This is a genomic window from Streptomyces sp. NPDC104106 (assembly GCF_055584345.1).
On sequence record NZ_JBVJMF010000004.1, the window covers coordinates 207,671 to 226,431 of the forward strand.

The 18,761-nt window shown below is 75.2% G+C and carries 14 protein-coding genes and 2 pseudogenes; 5 read left to right on the forward strand and 11 right to left on the reverse strand.

Annotated features, from left to right (window positions below):
- Nucleotides 1-41 precede the first annotated feature (41 nt).
- Nucleotides 42-803: a LysR family substrate-binding domain-containing protein gene (locus ACZ60X_RS11630; protein ID WP_469596475.1), complete on the forward strand. Its 762-nt coding sequence runs from the start codon at nt 42-44 to the stop codon at nt 801-803.
- A 146-nt stretch (nt 804-949) separates the two neighbouring features.
- Here ACZ60X_RS11630 and ACZ60X_RS11635 read toward each other — a convergent pair whose 3' ends face one another.
- The 3 genes from ACZ60X_RS11635 to ACZ60X_RS11645 form a co-directional block, all read right to left on the reverse strand.
- On the reverse strand, nt 950-2,413 hold the full coding sequence (locus ACZ60X_RS11635) for an MFS transporter (RefSeq protein ID WP_469596477.1): 1,464 nt from the start codon (nt 2,411-2,413) through the stop codon (nt 950-952).
- A gap of 172 nt (nt 2,414-2,585) precedes the next feature.
- Nucleotides 2,586-3,293, reverse strand: coding sequence for an HAD family hydrolase (locus ACZ60X_RS11640; protein WP_469596481.1), 708 nt, complete (start codon nt 3,291-3,293; stop codon nt 2,586-2,588).
- Nucleotides 3,294-3,332: 39 nt separating this feature from the next.
- Nucleotides 3,333-3,809, reverse strand: a complete 477-nt coding sequence (locus ACZ60X_RS11645; protein WP_469596484.1) for an Lrp/AsnC family transcriptional regulator — start codon at nt 3,807-3,809, stop codon at nt 3,333-3,335.
- 229 nt (nt 3,810-4,038) lie between these two features.
- On the opposite strand from ACZ60X_RS11645, the gene ACZ60X_RS11650 reads away from it, so the two are divergent.
- Nucleotides 4,039-5,565, forward strand: coding sequence for an FUSC family protein (locus ACZ60X_RS11650; RefSeq protein WP_469596487.1), 1,527 nt, complete (start codon nt 4,039-4,041; stop codon nt 5,563-5,565).
- Between the two features lie 113 nt (nt 5,566-5,678).
- The gene (locus ACZ60X_RS11655) at nt 5,679-6,713 is read left to right on the forward strand and encodes a lactonase family protein (protein ID WP_469596491.1); all 1,035 of its coding nucleotides are present in this window, start codon (nt 5,679-5,681) and stop codon (nt 6,711-6,713) included.
- An 87-nt stretch (nt 6,714-6,800) separates the two neighbouring features.
- Here ACZ60X_RS11655 and ACZ60X_RS11660 read toward each other — a convergent pair whose 3' ends face one another.
- From ACZ60X_RS11660 to ACZ60X_RS11675, 4 genes are all read right to left on the reverse strand, one after another.
- Nucleotides 6,801-7,727 (reverse strand): sirohydrochlorin chelatase, encoded by a 927-nt coding sequence (locus ACZ60X_RS11660; protein ID WP_469596494.1) that lies wholly within the window; start codon nt 7,725-7,727, stop codon nt 6,801-6,803.
- Nucleotides 7,728-7,879: 152 nt separating this feature from the next.
- Nucleotides 7,880-8,890 carry an N-acetylglucosamine kinase gene (locus tag ACZ60X_RS11665; protein WP_469596497.1) on the reverse strand — a complete coding sequence of 337 codons (1,011 nt, stop codon included), beginning with the start codon at nt 8,888-8,890 and terminating at the stop codon, nt 7,880-7,882.
- Entirely contained in the window at nt 8,887-9,564 is a 678-nt protein-coding gene (locus ACZ60X_RS11670) for a uracil-DNA glycosylase (RefSeq protein WP_469596501.1), read from the reverse strand. Before ACZ60X_RS11670 ends, ACZ60X_RS11665 begins: the two co-directional genes overlap by 4 nt.
- A gap of 89 nt (nt 9,565-9,653) precedes the next feature.
- Complete coding sequence (locus tag ACZ60X_RS11675) at nt 9,654-10,742, reverse strand: WD40/YVTN/BNR-like repeat-containing protein (protein WP_469596503.1); 1,089 nt, start codon at nt 10,740-10,742, stop codon at nt 9,654-9,656.
- 303 nt (nt 10,743-11,045) lie between these two features.
- On the opposite strand from ACZ60X_RS11675, the gene ACZ60X_RS11680 reads away from it, so the two are divergent.
- Nucleotides 11,046-11,633 carry an Rv1733c family protein gene (locus ACZ60X_RS11680; protein ID WP_469597415.1) on the forward strand — a complete coding sequence of 196 codons (588 nt, stop codon included), beginning with the start codon at nt 11,046-11,048 and terminating at the stop codon, nt 11,631-11,633.
- A 623-nt stretch (nt 11,634-12,256) separates the two neighbouring features.
- Here ACZ60X_RS11680 and ACZ60X_RS11685 read toward each other — a convergent pair.
- A complete protein-coding gene (locus tag ACZ60X_RS11685; RefSeq protein ID WP_469596506.1) occupies nt 12,257-14,245 on the reverse strand; it encodes a HEAT repeat domain-containing protein in 1,989 nt (662 codons plus the stop codon).
- A 144-nt stretch (nt 14,246-14,389) separates the two neighbouring features.
- Nucleotides 14,390-16,072, reverse strand: a complete 1,683-nt coding sequence (locus tag ACZ60X_RS11690; protein WP_469596509.1) for an acyl-CoA dehydrogenase family protein — start codon at nt 16,070-16,072, stop codon at nt 14,390-14,392.
- Between the two features lie 72 nt (nt 16,073-16,144).
- Between ACZ60X_RS11690 and ACZ60X_RS11695 the strand changes: the two genes are divergently transcribed.
- Entirely contained in the window at nt 16,145-16,903 is a 759-nt protein-coding gene (locus ACZ60X_RS11695; RefSeq protein WP_469596513.1) for a PaaX family transcriptional regulator C-terminal domain-containing protein, read from the forward strand.
- A gap of 423 nt (nt 16,904-17,326) precedes the next feature.
- Here ACZ60X_RS11695 and ACZ60X_RS11700 read toward each other — a convergent pair.
- A pseudogene (locus tag ACZ60X_RS11700) lies at nt 17,327-18,465 on the reverse strand (SNF2-related protein); the annotation flags it as partial.
- A 117-nt stretch (nt 18,466-18,582) separates the two neighbouring features.
- Nucleotides 18,583-18,702: pseudogene (locus tag ACZ60X_RS11705) on the reverse strand (pectate lyase); the annotation flags it as partial.
- Nucleotides 18,703-18,761 lie beyond the last annotated feature (59 nt).

Consider the following 18,761-nt stretch of genomic DNA (forward strand, 5'->3'; position numbering starts at 1 on the left):
GCCGGTCACGGGACGTCGGCCACGGCCGGTAACCTGGCCGGGTGACAGGCTCGGAGGAATCACCGTCGTTCCGGCTCGCGTACGTCCCCGGAGTGACGCCCGCCAAATGGGCGAAGACCTGGAACGAGCGCCTGCCGGACATCCCGCTCACCCTGCTCCAGGTCCCGGCCGCCGAGGCGCCCGGGGCACTGCGCGCGGGCGAGGCCGACGCGGGACTCGTACGGCTCCCCGTCGACCGTACGTACTTCAGCGCGATCCCTCTCTACACCGAGACCACGGTGGTCGTCGTGCCCAGGGACCACCTGATCACGGCGGTGGACGAGGTGACCCTCGCCGACCTCGCCGACGAAGTGCTCTTCCACCCGCTGGACGACGTCTTCGGCTGGGACAGCCCGCCCGGCGAGCCCGCCTTCGAGCGTCCCGCGACGACACCGGACGCGATCGAGCTGGTCGCCGCGAACGTCGGCCTCCTGATCGTCCCGCAGTCCCTGGCCCGCCTCTACCACCGCAAGGACCTCACCTACCGCCCGGTCACCGACGGCCCCCAGTCGACCGTCGCCCTGTCCTGGCCCGAGGAGGCCACCACCGACCTGGTGGAGGACTTCATCGGCATCGTCCGCGGCCGCACGGTCAACAGCACCCGTGGCCGCGCCAAGCCTCCGGCCGGGCAGCAGGCCGAGCGAGCCGAGGGCACCCGCACGCGCCAGAAACCACAGCCGAAGACCCCGAGCCGCACCCCGCGCGCCCGCACCGCGGGAACCAAGCCGGCACCGAAGCGGGGCAAACCACGCCGGAGGTCGTAGCCCACCAGCGGCCACCACCGGGGTGGAGGGCAGGGCCCCGGCGCCGGGTGCCCCGTACGCCGATGCCCCGGGATCCGGCACGGCCGACGGCAGGGCGCGTACGGGACGGGCGCCCGGTCCCTGTCGCGGCCGCGAGGACGGGCGGGCTACGACCCTTGCCGCGCCGCCTCCGGTGTGCGTTCGGGCTCCGGGTGGGCGCGTCGGTCCCGCAGGTCCGTGTAGGCCAGGGCGAGGGCCAGCAGGATGATGCCGACGGAGGTGAGGAGCCCGAGCTGGAGCGCGGTCGAGGGGCTGCCCTGATGGGCCAGGTGGGCGAAGTACACCGAGCCGACCACCGCGATACCGGCGGCGGAACCGATGCGCTGAGCGGTCTGCAGGACACCGCCCGCGGCCCCGCCCCGGCCGATGGGCACGCGGGAGAGGGTGAGCGTGGTGTTCGGGGAGATGGTCAGGCCCGAGCCGAGCCCCGCGACGAGCAGCGGCAGCGCGACGCCCCAGGCCACCGCCCGGCCCGGCACGAACTGCACCGCCGCGACGACGCCCAGCATGCCCACGGCCACCGTGCCCAGCCCGCCGATGACCGTCCGGCGCCCGAACCGCAGCACCAGCCGGCCACCGAGGGCCGCCCCCACCGCCGCGCCCAGCGCGAACGGCATGGACGACAGGCCCGCCGCGAGGGCGCCGTAGCCCATGCCGTTCTGGAGGAACAGCGTGTAGACAAAGAACAGGGTCGTGAAGCCGCCGAAGTACACAAGGCTCAACAGCGCGCCGAGCGTGAAGGAGCGCAGCCGGAACAGCCCGAGGTCGATCAGCGGGGCCCGGCCGCGCCGCCCCTGGCGTCGCTCCCATGCCCAGAACGCGGCGAGCAGGGCGGCGCCGGCCGGGAGCAGCGCCCACTTCAGCCGCCCGTGCCACTGCTGGTTCTGCACCAGCGGCAGCATGAGGGCGAGCACGCCCGCACCGAGCAGCAGCACACCGGGCAGATCGAAGCACTCGCGCTTGCCCGGCGAGCCGGAGGACCGGGGCAGCAGCCGCAACGCCGCGCAGAAGACGGCCATGCCGATGGGCAGGTTGACGTAGAAGACCCAGCGCCAGCCGTCGGGGCCGCCGGCCGCCTCGATCAGCAGGCCGCCCGCCAGCGGGCCGACGGCCGTGGAGATGCCGATGGTGCTGCCCATCATGCCGAAGGCCCGCGCCCGCTCCGGGCCCTGGAACATCTGCTGGATCAGCGCCGAGGTCTGCGGTGCGATCAGCGCCGCCGACGCGCCCTGGACCAGCCGGAACAGCACCAGCCAGGCGGCCCCCGAGGACAGCCCGCAGGCCGCCGACGCCAGCGTGAACAGGGCGAGCCCGGTCAGGAAGGCCTGGCGCCGCCCACGCATGTCACCGAGCCGGCCCGCCGGGACGAGACAGAGACCGTAGGTGAGCGCGTAACCCGACATCACCCACGCCAGCTCCGCCTCGTCGGCGTGCAGCCCGCGTTCCACCGAGGGCAGGGCAACGTTCACGATCGACGTGTCCAGCAGCGTCATGAAGGCCGCGGTCAGACAGACGGCGAGCGCCTTCCACCGCCGGTCGCCGACGACCGGTCCGGCCTGGTCTGTGGTCATGCGATCACGCTATGCAGTCACGGCCTTCCGCGCACGACGTGTACCCCCGCGCGGCATGGGACGCGCTGTCGCGCGCCGGGGTGCGGGCCGGTCACGGCGATCCGGCGCGTACGGCCGTACCGGTGGTACTGATCCCTCGGACCGCTCCCAGGACCGCACGGCCCCTCGGCTGCTAGGAACGCCCAGCGCGCGCGGCGGCGGTGTCCCTGAGCCATGCATACGCCCGCCGCGCCGTGAACTCCCGCTGACCGCCCCGCAGCAGCAGCGCCGCCGTGGCGAACTCGGGGGCGTCGGCCTGGGCGGCCACGTAGGGGATCGCGACGCAGCGCATGCCGGCCGCGTGGGCGGCGGCCGCGCCCAAGGGCGCGTCCTCCAGGACCACGCAGTCGGCGGGGTTCGCGCCGAGGCGCCGGGCCGCCTCCAGGAAGACGTCAGGGGCGGGTTTGCCCTGCCGTACCTCCTCGGCGGACACCGCCGTGGGCAGCGACGTGTCCAGGCCCGTTCTCGCGAGGACCGCCGCGATCGTCTCCGGGGAGGACCCCGACGCGACCGCCATCGGCACCCCGTCGGCGGCCAGCAGTTCCACGAGCGCGCGCATCTCGGGGAAGACCGGGGTACGGGCACGGGCGAGTGCCAGATAGCGTGGGTTCAGCTCGGCGACCAGGTCCCGCGCCGAAACGCTCAGGCCGTAGCGCTTGCGCCACAGGGCCGCCGTCTCCAGCGTGCTGACCCCGACGTAGCTCTGGTGCTCCGCCCAGGAGAAATCCGGAACGCCGTGGCCGGCCAGGGTCTGGCGGCTCGCCTCGTAGTAGTTCGGCTCGCTGTCCACCAGCGTTCCGTCGAGATCGAAGATGACCGGGAGTGCGCCGAGATCGCCCATGCGGTCCAGCATGCCAAGCCCGGGCGGCCGTGCCGGGCGTCAGGCGCGGGCCGCCCGGCCCACCGACTCCACCAGGGGCAGCAGCCGGTACGGGACGCGCTCGCGCAGCGCCACCTCCGTGCGGGTGCGCACCACGCCCGGCAGGCTGATCAGCTTCTGGATGACGTCCTCCAGGTGGGCGTTGTCCCGGCCCACCACGCGCGCCAGCAGATCCCCGCCGCCGGTGATCGAGAACGCCTCCACGATCTCCGGTACGGCGGCCAGCGCGTCCCCCACGTCGTCCAGATGGCCCTGCGTGACCTCGATGTGCACGAACGCCAGCACCGGATGGCCCAGGGCGGAGGGGGAGAGGGACGGGCCCGTGCCGGTGATCACGCCGTCGCGCTCCATGCGGTCCAGCCGGGCCTGGAGCGTGCCGCGGGCGACGCCGAGGACACGCGCGTACTCGCGCACGCTGGTGCGCGGCTGCTCCAGGAGCAGCCGCAGGATGCGGGTGTCGAGTTCGTCCACGGCCATGACCGCTGACTGTACCAATGGCTCAGCGGAGTGGCTGCGGGGTGGACCGCCCGACCTGGTCCGTTGGCCGTCCGGCTGATGGCGTCGGAGGGTTGGATCTGGGCCAATGGCTCAGTGATCGGGGCAACACTTGAGCCAGTGACCCGTTGGATGCTCTCATGGGGGAGTCGATGGCGCTGCGGATCCCCGCGGCGCCTTTTCTGTGCCGTGTTCCCAGGGGAGGGCAGCAGTGCTGAAGAGGATGTTCGTGGCGCCGGACCCGGGGCGGGCGCGGTTGCGCTTCGCCGCCCGGGCCGTCCTCGGCGTCGGCCTGGCGGTCGTCGTGTGCTTCCTCGCCGGACACTCCCTCGTCGGCGCGGTCACCGGCGGTCTCGCCGCGCTGCTCGCGCTGTTCACCGTCACCGACCCGACCGTGCGCGGGCAGGCGGTCACCACCGCACTGCTGCCCGTCGTGGGCGCGCCGGTGCTCGCCGTGGCGGCCGAGCTGCACGCCGCCCCCGTGGCGCGGGACTTCGCCTTCCTGGCCGTCGTAGGTGCCGGGGTGTACGCGCGCCGATGGGGGCCGCGCGGACACAGCCTCGGCGTGTTCGCCTTCATGACCTTCTTCGTGGCCCAGTTCCTGCACGCCACCCCGCAGAAGCTGCCCGAGCTGTACGCCGCCGTCCTGCTGTCCGTGCTCAGTGCGGCGGCGGTGCGCTTCGGCCTGTGGTGCTACGAACGCCGGCTGCCCCCCGCCGCCACCCCGGCCCCGCCCGCCGGCCGCGGACTGGCCCGGGTGACCACACGGCAGGCGATCCAGGCGACCGCCGGCGCGGGCTTCGCCCTGGTCGCCGGCCAGCTCGTGTCCGGACAGCGCTGGTACTGGGCCGTGGGTGCCACCTGGTGGGTCTTCGTCAACACCGCCTCGCGCGGCGAGACGCTGGTCCGCGGCTTCCGCCGGGTCCTCGGCACGCTGATCGGCATCGGCCTGGGCTTCCTCGTCGCCGTCCCCGTGCACGGCGCGCACGTGCCGACGGCCGTCCTCGTCGCCCTCGCCGTCTTCGGCATCTTCTACACCGCCGCCGTCTCCTACACCTGGATGATGCTCTGGGTGACCGTGCTCGCCGAGTCCCTCTACGGCCTCCTCGGCGTCCTCAGCCCCGGCCTGCTCGCCCTGCGCCTCGCCGAGACCGGCGTCGGCGCGCTCGGTGCCGCGCTCGCCGTGCTGTTCGTCCTGCCGGTCACCACCCACGCGGTCACCGACGCCTGGATCCAGCGCGCCCTTCGCTGCGTCCACGCCTGCACCGCGGAGGCCGCGGCCCGGCTCGCGGGCTCCGCCACGGCCGACCCCGCGCCGCGCGTGGCCGAGCTGGAGCAGCTGCTCGGCCGGGTCCGGCTCGCGGTGGCCCCTCTGGTGCACCCGCTGAACCCGATGCCGGCCCGCAAGCGGCGCGCCCGCCGGGTCCTCGCCCTCCTCGACGACTGCGCCCGCGAGGTGCGGGGCCTGGTGGCGGTCGCCGCGGATCCCGAGGCCTCGCACGACGCCCGGCTGGCCGCGGCCTGCTGGCGGGTGGAGGCCGCCGTCGAGGCGCTCACCGCGGACCGCCCCGAGCCGGTCCGCGGCCAGGGCGAGGCATCCGCCGAGACCGCCCCGGCCCACGTGCCCGCCCCGGCCCACGTGCCCGCTCTGGCCCATCTGCATGGTCTGGAGCGCGCTCTCACCGACCTCGCCGAGTCCCTGCGCGCACCGTCCGGCTCGCGGCTGGTGGGGGCCTGAGTCGGCTCGCGACCAGTGGGAGAGGGCGCAACGCACCGTGCTCTCTCGGCCGGGACCGGCGTGATCGACTGCTACGGTCGGCCCTGGACCGGCACGACCGAGAGGGGACAGCGGTGGCACAGGACGGCAGTTCCGGCAGGCCCCGGGCGTTCATCGGCTCCTTCACGGCGGCCGGCGGTCCCGGACTGGTGACCGCGTCCGTCGCGCCGGACGGCGCCCTCACCCTCGGCGCCGCCGTGAACGACGTACCCGACCCCTCCTATCTGGCCCTGTCGCCCGACGGCGACACGCTCTACGCGGTCAGCGAGACGGCCGAGGGCGCCGTCGCCGCGTTCCGCCTCGGCGGCGAGCGGCCGGAACTCGCCGGGCCGCCCGTGCCGGTGGACGGCAGCGGCCCCACCCACCTCGGCCTGTACGCCGGACACGTGCTGACCGCCAACTACGGCTCCGGCAGCGTCACCGCCGTACCCGTGCGCCCGGACGGCACGCTCGCCGCCAAGCCCTCGGGCCTGCTGCAGCACACCGGTTCCGGACCGCACGACCGGCGCCAGCGCGGTCCCCACGCCCATCAGGTGCAGGCCGATCCCAGCGGGCGGTGGGCCGTCAGCGTGGACCTCGGCACGGACTCGGTCCGGGTGTGCGCCCTGGCGGAAGGCGTCCCGGTCCTGCACCGCGAGACCGCCGTGCGCCCCGGCTCCGGCCCCCGCCACCTGGCCTTCCACCCGGACGGCCGGCACGCCTACCTCGTCAACGAACTCACCCCGACGGTGACCGTCTGCCACTGGGACGCCGACAGCGGCTCCCTGAAGCCGCTGACCGAGGTCCCCGTACTGCCCGGCGCCCCGGCCGGCGACGCCTATCCGTCCGGGATCGTCGTCTCGTCAGACGGCCGCTTCGTGTGGACGGCCACGCGCGGCGAGGACGTCCTGTCGGTCCTCGCCGTGGAGGGCGACGGACTCCGGCTCGTCGGCGCGGTGACCTGCGGCGGCGACTGGCCGCGCGCGCTCGCCGAGCACGCCGGCTTCCTGTACGTGGCCAACGAGCGTTCCGGCGACGTCACCTGGTTCACCGTGGACGAGGCGACCGGACTGCCCCGCTACGACGGCTCGGTCCCGGTGCCCGCGGCCTCCTGCGTCGTCTTCGGCTGAGCCGGCCCGCAGCGGCGCGAAGGGCCCGTTCCCGGGAGGGGAGCGGGCCCTTGGGCGTACGGATGCCGGGTGGGTGCCGGCGAAGGATCAGCGGACCGGCGCGCTCTGCGGCGCTTGCGGGGCGATGCCGAGCGCGGTCGTGTACTTGGCGAGGGCGAGCTTGCCGATCGCCGGGTACGCGCCGAGCGGCTCGGCCGTGGCGCAGCCCGCCTCCTCGGCGGCCGCCGCCAGCAGCGCCGGGTCGATCTCCGGGCCGATCAGGTACGGCGCCAGGGCCAGCTGCTGCGAGCCGGAGGAGCGCAGCTGCTCGGCGACGGAGGAGATCGAGCTCTCCTGGTCCAGGGCCGCCGCCATCACCGGCACGGCCAGGCGCGCGGCGAGCAGCATGCCGGTGATCCCGGCCGCCTGCGCCGCCTCGTCGCCGCCCACGGACGCCAGGATGATGCCGTCCGCGGCGGTGGCCACGGTGAACAGCCGGGCACGGTCGGCGCGGGCCAGGCCCGCCTCGGACAGCCGTACGTGCAGCGCCTCGGCGAGCAGCGGGTGCGGACCGAGGACGTCGGTCAGGTCGGCGGCGACCCGGCTGTCCATCACGGACTGCCGGATCTGGCGCAGCAGGGCGCCGTCCGGCCCGGCCAGCAGCGGTACGACGACGGCGACCGGGCCGTCGGGCTCCCTGATCCCCTCGATCCCGGCGGCGACGGCCTGCTCGTACCGGGCCGTGCGCTCCTCGGCCGCGTGCGCCAGCACGGACCGGAGCGTGGGGAACTCGGCGTCGTCCCCGTCCAGGTACCCGATCCGGGCATCCAGGCCGGGCAGCTCGGAGCGGGCGATGCTCACGACCTCCTCCGCGAGGCCGCGTGTGGCGGTGCTGGGCGCGCCTGGCACCGCGAGGACGAGCGCGGGCGCGCCCTCGGGAGCCACCAGCGGCTCCGGTCGGCGGTGCCGTCCGGGCTGGCGGGGTCGCGGCATTCGTACTGGCAGGCCGGACGCGGGTCCAGTGGGGGAGCTCATGGCGCCGCATGTTACTGGCTTTGCGGGTTGCTCCGTTCGGGGAGGGTGCAGGTGAGCGGTATCCGTCCGGTTTTGTCTGATGAGTTACGTACGCAGCGCGCGTGTTCCGGGCACGTGCCCGGAACATGACCCGGGGGGCGAACAATCCGCTTTTACGGTGATCTCGGCGTCGTTGTCTCCCGGGGCCCGCGATCCCCTGCGACGGCGACCACGTGGAGCATCGTCGGTTCACTCGGCAGAGTGAGCCGACCGGTCGCCAGGTCGGTCGCGACGCGTACCGAACCGTGCAGCGGATCGCCCTCGGCCGGCACCGGCCGGGCATGCGGCAGCCTGGTCGCCAACTCCTCGCGCAGCGGTACGAGGAGCGGGTCGCCCATGTGGAACAGGCCGCCGGTGAGCGCCACTTCGGGCGCCCCGTCCGCCGGGCACACGGCTGCGGCGGAGTCGGCCATGTGCCGGGCCGCCGCACGCAGGATGCCCGCGGCGACCGGGTCGTGCGCCGCGCACCCGGCCACCTGGGGCGCGAAGGAGGCCAGCACGGCGGGCCGGTCGGGGCGCGGGTAGAGCCGGCCGGGCAGTTCGCCCACCGGGCCGAACTGCGCCCGCGCGCAGTCCAGCAGCGGTACGGAGCCGCAGTCGCGGCCGTCGTGGGCGCGCAGCGCCGCCTCCAGGCCGGCCCGGCCGATCCACGCGCCGCTCCCACAGTCGCCGAGCAGATGACCCCAGCCGTCGGCCCGCCGCCACCGCGTGAGGTCGGTACCGACCGCGATCAGCCCGGTGCCCGCGGCGAGCACCGCGCCCGGACGCGGCCCGAGGGCGCCCACGTAGGCGGTGACGGCGTCGGCGGCGAGTGCCACCTGCCGCACCCCCAGCTCACGGGCCAGCGCGCCCGGCAGCTCGGCGCGCAGCGCGTCGCCCAGCGTGGCGAACCCCGCGGCCCCGACGACGGCCGTGTCCAGCCCGTTCACCTCCGCCTCCGTGGCCGCGGCACGGGCCAGCGGGAGCAGTTCCGCCAGCAGATGCGCCGGATCGATACCCCGCGCGCCGGTGCGGACCGGTTCCCGTGACTCCCGGCGCGCTCCGGGCGCGCGCCCCGGGACACCGACGGCCACCCGCAGGCCGGAGCCCCCGGAGTCGACCGCCAGATAGCCGCCGTGGGTCACGGCAGACGCCAGTCCACGGGCTGACCGCCCTGCTGGATCAGCAGGTCGTTGGCGCGGCTGAAGGGGCGCGAGCCGAAGAAGCCGCGGTCGGCCGACATCGGCGAGGGATGCGCGGACTCGACCGCCGGCAGATTGCCCAGCAGCGGGCGCAGATTGCGGGCGTCGCGGCCCCAGAGCACGGACACCAACGGCTTGCCGCGGGCCGCCAGCGCCCGTATCGCCTGCTCGGTGACCTCCTCCCAGCCCTTGCCGCGATGGGCGCCGGGGCTGCGCGGAGCCGTGGTCAGCGCCCTGTTGAGCAGCAGGACACCCTGCTGCGTCCACGGGGTCAGGTCTCCGTTGGACGGCTGGGGCACGCTCAGGTCGGCGTTCAGCTCGCGGAAGATGTTGATCAGGCTCGGCGGCAGTGGTCGCACCTCGGGTGCGACCGAGAACGACAGGCCCACCGCGTGCCCGGGAGTCGGATACGGGTCCTGACCGACGATCAGGACCCGCACCTCGTCGAAGGGTTGCTGGAAGGCCCGTAGGACGTTGGATCCGGCCGGGAGGTAGGTGCGTCCCGCGGCGATCTCCGCGCGAAGGAAGTCACCCATCGCCGCGATCCGCGCGGCGACGGGCTCCAGGGCCTTCGCCCAGCCCGGTTCGACGATCTCATGCAAGGGTCGTGGTGCCACGGGCGTCACCCTACTGCCGGACACAGGCGAGTGATCAACCGATGGCCGAAGCACGACGCGCGGGTCTGCGGCGCCCGGCTCGCGGGGGCTCAGCCGATCACCGCCGCCCGCACGCACAGCACGTCCGGCAGATGCGAGGCCAGCTGCTGCCAGCTGTCGCCGTCATCGGCCGAGGCGAACACCTCGCCGTTGCGGTTGCCGAAGTACACACCGGCCGGGTCGGCGTCGTCGGTGCACAGGGCGTCCCGCAGGACCGTGCCGTAGTGGTCCTCGGTCGGCAGTCCCGCGGTCAGCGGCTCCCAGGTGCGGCCCGCGTCCGCGGTACGGAACACCCGGCAGCGGTGCTCGGCGGGCACCCGGTCCGCGTCGGCGTTGATCGGGAAGACGTACGCCGTGTCACCCCGGCGCGGGTGCGCGGCCACCGCGAAGCCGAACGTGGACGGCAGATCAGCGCCGATGTCGGTCCACTTCCCTCCCGCGTCGTCGCTGCGGTACACCCCCCAGTGGTTCTGGAGATACAGCCGGTCCGGGTCCGCCGCGTCCCTGGCGACCTTGTGCACGCACTGGCCGAACTCCGGGTTCGGATCCGGCAGGAACACCGCGGACACACCGGAGTTGGCCGGAGCCCAGCTCGTGCCACCGTCGGTCGTGCGGAACACTCCGGCCGTCGAGACGGCCACGGTCACCGCCTTCGGATCGCGGGCGTCGGTGAGCACGGTGTGCAGCCCCTCACCGCCGCCGCCCGGCACCCACTGGGCGCGTGTCGGATGCTCCCACAGCGGCCGGACCAGCTCGAAGCTCTCGCCGCGGTCCTCCGAGCGGTACAGCGCGGCCGGTTCCGTGCCCGCGTAGACCACGCCGGGCTCGGCGGCGGCCGGATGCAGCTGCCAGACGCGCTCCAGCGAGGCGCCGGTGTCCTTCGGGAACTTGACGGCGGGCTGCGCGGGCTCGGTCCAGCCGCGGCCGAGGTCGTCGGAGTGGAAGACCGAAGGACCCCAGTGCGCGCTGTCGCCGCCCGCCAGCAGCCGGGGCCGGTCCTCCCGGGTGTCGATGGCGACCGAGTAGATCGCCTGTGCGTTGAAATACGGGCTGTCGTCGAACTCCCAGCCGCCGCGGCCCTTTCGCCGCCCGATGAACAGCCCTTTGCGGGTGCCCACCGCCAGCAGAACCTCGGTCATGCCGCTCACCTCCGGGACGCCGTTGTCCAGGTAGTCGTCAGTTATCGGCCAGTCTGCACCCCACCACTGACACTCTCCCCCGCACGAGCGTTCGCGCAGGTCATCGGCGGCTCGTCGGTGACTCCTCGATGGTTCGCGGGCGGCGGCGCCGGGGGTGGCCAGGACCGGCCGGATGCGTTTTGTCATGTGCCTGCGCGAACGGGCCGTCTCGTGCGACCGTCGAGGAGACGGTTCGTGGTGAGCAACGGTGCGATCTCCCGCGTATGGGAGGGCGGTCCGGCGGTCGGTGCGCTCGTGAGGAGGATGCCTTTGAAGGCGTTCCGTGGTCCGAAGGTGTGGCTCTGGCGCTGGCGGCGAAATCCGCTGAAACGCCGGGCCGACGTGGTGGAGGCCTGGGTGGTCCTCGGCACTTGGCTGGTGACGGTCGTCGCCGGGGTGCTGGCCGGTCTCGTCGCCGCCGGGGCGGTGGAGGGCGGTCTCGCCCGGGAGCGCGCAGCGTCGCACCCCGTCGCGGCCCGCGTCACGTCGACGCGATCGGCCTCGCCCATGGACAGCCACGCCTCCGCGGAGGAGCGGGTGTGGGCCAAGGTGCGCTGGAGGGGCGCCGACGGCACCGCTCACACCGGACAGGTCCAGATCGATCCCGGCAGCAACGTCGGCACCCCGGTCACCGTCTGGACCGATCCCCAGGGCCGCCTCGTCGGCCGTCCCACCTCCGCCTCCGAGGCCGGTTTCCGCGGCACCCTCATCGGCGGACTGGTGGGAGTCGGCGTCGCGGCCGTCCCCTTCGTCGGCGGCCTGGCCCTGCGCGGCCGGCTGGAACGCCGCCGGATGGCCGCGTGGGACACGGAATGGTCGAGGCTCGGTCCCCAGTGGGGACGGATGGTCTGACCACCGGTCGACCGCCCCGGCGGCCGCCGCTCGCCGACCCGGTTCCGCGCTGTGGGGGGCTGGTCGTCGGGAGGGTTCCGTGCGGTGATGCTGGTCACCGGGCCGGTTCTGTGCCGGGGCGGAAGCGGGTTGACGGCCGGTTCCAGGCCTCGGTCGGGACTGGCCGCCGGCCGGGTCCGGTACCGGTGGGCCGACCACCGGCCGGTTCTGACCGGGCCGAGCACTGGCCCGTTCCGTGGGGGCGGGACTGGCCACCGACGACCCGCCGCTGCGGGCGGCTCGCAGGGTTCCTGGCGGGGGACTGGCTGTGGGCCGGATCCGGAGCCTGGCTCGTGGGCTGCTGGTGGCTGGTGGCAGGTGGCCGTTTCGTGGCGGCCGGGGCCGGCCGTTGACTGGATCTTATGCCGGGGGAGTTGGCGGTCGGTGGGATCATGGCGAGGGCTGATCACCGGTTGGATCCGTGGCCGGGGCCGGCCACCAGCGGGTTCCGGCCAGGGGCGCTCACGGTCCGACGGCCGTACGTGAGGCCCCCGTCCCCGCCCCTGCTCCCACCACTACTCGTCCCCCCGCTCCATGTCACACGGGGCGCACAAGACCCCGGCATCCGACCGGCCGTGCGCCCCCTACACCACCGCAAGCACCTTGCGGCACGCGGTCAGCAGTGCCTCGTCCTTCGGGATGCGTCGGCGGCAGGACGCGGCCGCGTGGGACAGGTGGCGGTGTGGGGCGGCCAGTTCCGCTGACAGCAGGTCACGGAAGGGGGACGCGGCCGGGCCCATCGTGGCCAGGCAGTCGGCGATCGGGCCGCGGGCGCGCGGGTCGTCCGTCCAGGCCGCGCGGAGGACGGGAAGCACCGGTTCGGGATCGGCGTCGATGTGCCACAGGGCGCACGCGGCCGATGCCCGCTGCCGTGTCCGTCCGGACAGGGCGGCCCGGCGCAGCGCCGGCAGGGCGGGCCGCGCGGCGGGGCCCAGGCGACCGAGGCGGTCGGCGGCCACGCACCGGCTCGTCGGGTCGCCCTGTGTCAACTCCCGCAGTAGGACGGGCAGTACGGCGGCCGTGTCGCCGTCGGCCGACCACAGCGCACCGGCCGCGGCGGCCGCGTGCCGGGTGGACAGGAGCGCGCGCAGCAGCGGCACCGCCCGCGCGGTGGCGCCCAGGGCCTGCAGCGTCACGATCACCTGGCCCGCGAGGGCGTCCCGCGCGCCCAGGCCGTCGGGCGCGCCCGAAAGCAGCCGCAGCACCTCGGGGACCGCATCCTCGTCCCTCGTGGCAGCGACCGCCGCCAGTAACGGGGCCGCGAGCCCGGCGGCGGACGGGGAGGACGGCCGGATCCGGGCGAGCCGGTGACGTACCGCCGGGGCGAGCGGGGCCGCGGCGGCGCCCAGGTGGGCCAGTTCGAACCCCAGGTCCACGGGCAGGGCCGGGCCGGCGAGGAGCTGGGCCAGGGCCGGCAGGGCGCGGCGGTCACCGCTCCTGGCCAGCGCCCTCAGCGGACCGCCGAGCGTGGGGGAGCCGCGCTCCCAGCGGTGGACCCACAGGTCGGGCCGGGCGCACACCAGCACGTGCAGGTCGTCGGCGGCGGGAGCGGCCAGCGCGTACAGCTCGGCCAGGACCGCGACCGCCGCGTCCCGCAACCTGTCCTGGTCGGCGCCCAGTTGGCGGCCGAGCAGGGCGACGGTCGCCGTGTGGTCGCCGCGCCAGCCGCGCAGCAGGGCCGCCGCCAGCCACACGGCGTTGCACCGGTCCACCGGGGCCGGGCTGGTCAGCTGCCCGGACAGCAGGGCGTTCCGGTCGCGCACGCGGTCGCCCAGCGCGGTGTGCAGGGTACGCAGCAGACGGGCGCCCTCCTCGTCCGAGGGGCGCAGCCGCCGCAGCCGCTCCACGAGGGTGTCGGGGCCCGGGGACTCGGCCGCCCTGGCGCGGCGCGCGGACCGCTCGCGCAGCAGCCGGACGACCCTCGGCACCAGGTCGGGCGGGAGCCGCCCGGGCGCGGCGAGCGCGAGCTGCCCGAGGGCGGCGAGCCGCGGCCCGGCCTCGTACGGCGCCGCGCTCTGCTCGGCCAGGAGATCCACAGCGCCGTCGGCGCGCGCCGGGTGACGGCGGGCGAACAGGCCGAGCGCCTCGACGAGGGCGAGCAGGACCCGGCCGTCGCGCTCGGAGCGCAGCCGCCGCCGTAGCACCTCCAGCGCCCGCGCGGGCTCGGGCAGGAACCGTACGACGGCCCCGGCCGCCGCCGCGCGCACCGCCGGATCCGGGTCCCCGGCGAGCGGGACGAAGGCCTCCGCACCCGCCCGTACCGCGTCCCGCGCGCGGGTGTCCCCGTCCGAGTCCTCGTCCTCCGCGCCGATGCCGACCAGCAGCTCCACGATGCCGGCCCGGTCCGCGACCTCGGTGCGGGCCGCGAGCGAGAGCAGGAAGGGAACGCAGGCCGGCGTCGCGTCGTACCCCCCGCCCCCGGGGCGCAGGGCGTCGTGCAGAGCGTCGAGCGCGCTCGCCCGCTCGGCGCCGTCCGCCGACGACAGCGCCCGTAACCATCCCGGCACGTTCCGCGCGCTGCCGCGAGCGTGCCGCAGCGAGGTCCAGTCGACCTCGTCGATCCCCGTGAACACGTAGTCCTCCCCCAGCGAGTGCCACCTGATCGCGAGTGTGCACCACGGCACTGACAACGCACCGCAGCCGCACGCTGACTGTGTGCGATCCGTCGGCAGTCACCGGCCACGCGCGCGTGGCCCGCACTCGCCTGGGGAGAGGGGTCAGTTCAGGCCGGGCAGGGCCCGCTCCAGGATCGCGTCGAGGCCGGTTCCGGCGGACAGCGTGCCGAACGCGTGCCCCCAGTCGCCGCCCAGCCTGCTCGCGCAGAAGGCGTCCGCGACCGGCTGTGGCGCGTACCGGACCAGCAGCGAGGCCTGGAGGGCGAGTGCCATCCGCTCCACCAGCCGCCGCGCGCCCACCTGGCCGGTTTCGGCCAGCTGGTCCTTCAGCGCGGCCACGGCGGCGTCCAGGCGGGTGTCCGCCCCGCGCGCGAGGGCGAGTTCGGCGAACAGTGCCTCGGCGGTGTCGCTGTCCCGGCGGAGGGCGCGCAGCACGTCGAGCGCGTTGACATTGCCCGAACCCTCCCAGATCGACAGCAGGGGGGCCTCCCGGTAGTGCCGGGGCATGCCGGAGTCCTCCACATAGCCGTTGCCGCCCAGGCACTCCAGGGCCTCGGCGGTGAACGCCGGGCCCCGCTTGGTGACCCAGTACTTGCCGACGGCTGTGGCGATGCGCCGGAAGGCCCGCTCCCCGGCGTCCCCGCGCACCGTGCGGTCGGCCGCGCCGGCCAGCCGCAGCGTGAGCGTGGTCGCCGCCTCCGACTCCAGTGCCAGATCGGCCAGGACGTTGCGCATCAGGGGCTGGTCGAGGAGCCGGGCGCCGAACGCACTGCGGTGCCGCGTGTGGTGCCCCGCCTCCACGAGCGTCTTGCGCATCAGCGTCGCCGTGGACATCACACAGTCCAGCCGGGTGCAGTTGACCATCTCGATGATGGTCTTCACGCCCCGCCCCTCCGGCCCCACCAGCCAGGCCACCGTACGGTCGAACTCCGGCTCGGAGGAGGCGTTCGAGCGGTTGCCCAGCTTGTCCTTCAGCCGCTGGATGCGGAAGGTGTTGCGGCTGCCGTCGGGCAGCACGCGCGGCACGAGGAAGCACGACAGGCCGCCGGGGGCCTGGGCGAGCACCAGGAAGACGTCGCACATCGGCGCCGACGTGAACCACTTGTGCCCGCGCAGGGTGTACACGCCCGGCTCGCCGGTGGGCGTGGCCGTGGTGGTGTTGGTGCGGACGTCCGAGCCGCCCTGCTTCTCGGTCATGCCCATCCCGGCGAGCAGCCCCGGCTTCTCGGCCGGCACCCGCAGCCCGGGGTCGTACTCCCGGCTGGTCAGCAGCGGTTCGTACACCTTGGCGAGGTCCGGCTGGGCGCGCAGCGCGGGGACGGCGGCGTACGTCATCGACGTCGGGCAGCCGTGCCCGGCCTCCGTGTGCCCCCACACCAGCCCGCCCGCCGTCCTGGCCACATGGGCGCCGGGCCGCTCGTCCGCCCAGGGCGCGCCGGCCAGGCCCTCGGCGACCGCCGTGCGCATCAGGTGGTGCCAGCTGGGGTGGAAGTCGACCTCGTCGATCCGGTTGCCGTAGCGGTCGTGGGTGCGCAGCTCGGGCTCGTGCCGGTTGGCCAGCTCGCCCCACTCCTGCGCCTCCGCGCTCCCGGCCCGCGCCCCCAGCCGCCGGATGTCCGCCTCGGCCCACCCGGCGCCCTCCCGGCGCAGCCCCTCCAGCAGGGCGCGGTCGTCGGAGGCATCGTAGGGGGCCAGGGGCGGGGCCTGGTTGGTGACGTCGTGGGTGGCGTACTGCGGCGGCAGGGACGGCGACTGCGACGGCGGCTGCGCGGGAATCGAGACCATGCGGCCATGTTGCACTCTTCCTGCGGCTGTAGCAATAACGCAACAGCGTGGGCGCACGTACAGTACGTGCCCATGCGTATGAACGTCCCGCCGGAAGCCGAGGAGGCGGCCGCGCGGCCGCTGTCCGCGCGGTCGGCCGTGCTGAGCCTGCTCCTCGGCGCTCACCCGCCTGAGCTGCCGGTGAAGGACCTGGTCAGGCTGGTGGAGCCGTTCGGCGTGGGCGGCTCCACGCTGCGGGCCGCGCTCAGCCGGATGGTGGCCGCAGGGGACCTGCGGCGCACCGACGCCGTCTACCGGCTCAGTGACCGGCTGCTGGCCCGCCAGCGCCGCCAGGACGAGGCGCTGCACCCCGGCACGCGCGCGTGGGACGGCGACTGGGAGATGGTGGTCATCACGGCGACGGGCCGCGGCCCCGCCGAACGCGCCGATCTGCGTGCCCGGTTGACCGCGCTGCGCCTCGCCGAACTGCGCGAGGGGGTGTGGCTGCGCCCCGCCAACCTCGTCCGCCCGCTGCCGGACGAACTCCGCCGTGTCGCCCTGACCTGCACCGCCCGCCCCGACGAGCCCGACCGCGAACTCGCCGCCCGGCTCTGGCCGCTGGACGACTGGGCGGCCACCGCGCGGACGCTGCTCACGCACACGGCGGCCGACCGCGGCCCGGCGCACCGCTTCACCGCTTACACCGCTGCCGTACGCCACCTGCTCACCGACCCCGTGCTGCCGCCCGCGCTCCTGCCCGCCGACTGGCCCGGGGGCGCGCTGCGCACGGCGTACGCCGCTTACCAGGGAGAGCTGTCCGCGTCGGTGGGCCGGCGGGCGCGTGCCGCGTGACTGCGGCGCCCCGCGCGGCCTTCCCGCGCGCCACGGGGGCGGGAGGCTCAACGGTGCCCGACATCTGATCCGGCCGGGCCCGGATGGTCCCCCAGCAGGTGTCGCCCGGCCGTGTGCCCGTAGTCGGCCCGGGATCGCGCCGGCCGAACGGCAGCCATCGCCCGGTGTTGCGTGGCGAGTGACGGCCGCACCCGCGAAAGACGAAGCGGGCCGGGCCCTGCGCCCAGGACCGGTGCCCGCGCGGATCTGCCCCTGATCGCGTGACGTGCGTCAGCCGGCTTGGCACCGCGGCGCCTGCGCCGACGCCCGTACGAACGCGGACACGCCCCTGCGGGATCCGGCCGCCCACCGGTTGCTTCGTCCCGGCGGGCTACGACGGCGTGGGGCAGCCCGTGCCCGGGGACCCGTCCGCGACCACGACCTCGGCACCGGCGGCAGGGCCTGGAAGGTGGTCACGGCCACGCCGCCCCGCTCCTTCCAGTCGGCGAACGCCCGGCGCCGGTCCGGCCCCGCAACGGCGTGACAGGCAGCGCGGTACGCGCCTCGACCTCCCGCGTCCAGTTCACCAGCACACTCGCCGGACAGACGACCATGAAGCGGCTCTGCCCCTCGGCGGCCAGATGGGCCAGCGCGGCCAGCGCCTGGACCGTCTGGCCGAGCCCCATCTCGTCGCCCAGGATCACCCGGCGCTGCGCCAGGGCGAAGCGGGCGCCGAACGCCCGGTAGCCGCGCAGCGACACCCGCAGCCGGGAGTCGTCGAACCGCTGGCCGCGCACCCGCTCGGCTATGTCGGCGGGCAGGAACCCCTCGGCGGCGGCCGTGTCCGGAGCGCGCCCCGAGATCTCCGCGAGGAGGCCGTAGTACTCGGCGGAGCGCAGCTCGAAGTCCACCAGGACGGCGAGGCCGTCCGCCGGTGGCCGCAGCAGGTCCGCCGACGCCTGCGCCAGCGCTTCCGGAATGCCGGTCCGCTCGGCCCGCGCCACGACCGTACGGATCTCCTCGACGGCCTTGAGCGCGCGAGCCTTCTCGTCCTGCCCGGCCACCAGCAGGCTCAGCCGCCCGGCGGCGGGCCGGGCGTCGGCCAGCAGCGGTTCGAGCCGTCGCGCCAGTTCCTCGGCCGCCCCGACGGCGCGCCGTGCCCCTGGCCCCGCCTCCACCAGCACGTGCAGGGCCGCGACGAGCGCGGTCGTCCGCGGCTCCGGCCGGTCGACGTCGACATGGACGGCGACGGCGTTCCGTACGGCGTCGGCGAGCTGACGCGCGGCCGCGACGATCCGGTCCGCGCCGCGCGCCCCCACTCCGGGGATCTGGCGCACCCGGTAGGGACCGGCTTCGAGCACCTGCCGGACCGTGCGCAGGCCGCCGGCCTCGACATCGCCGAGCCGCAGCCGTCCGCCCGTGGCGTCCTGGAGCCGGGCCACGGGGAGGGCGGCGAGCGCCTGCTGAACCGCCGCGTCCTCGGTACCACCTCCATGGCCTGGTCGTGATCCACCGGCCGGCGACCGCGCCGCCTCGTACAGCCGCGCCCCGCGCGCGACCGCCTCCCGTTCCCTGCGCCCCATCCGCCCTCCCCCTCGCCCCGCATCCTTCCCCCGCCCGGCGCGGACGGGGGAGGGGGCGGGTGCGGGGCCGCCGTGCGCGGTGGCGGCGGCCCTGGTCGGGGCTCACTTGTACCTGATGTTCCCGATGCACTTCTGGCACGGGACGAGCTCCTTGCCGAAGTCGCCGACGATGGTGATCCTCTTCAGGGTCGCGCCGTCGCCGTAGTCGGTGTTGATGCCGACGATCGCGAGGCCCTTGCAGGCCGCCGCGAGATGGTCTTGGCGACCGCCTGGCTTCCGTCGGCGGTGGGCCAGTG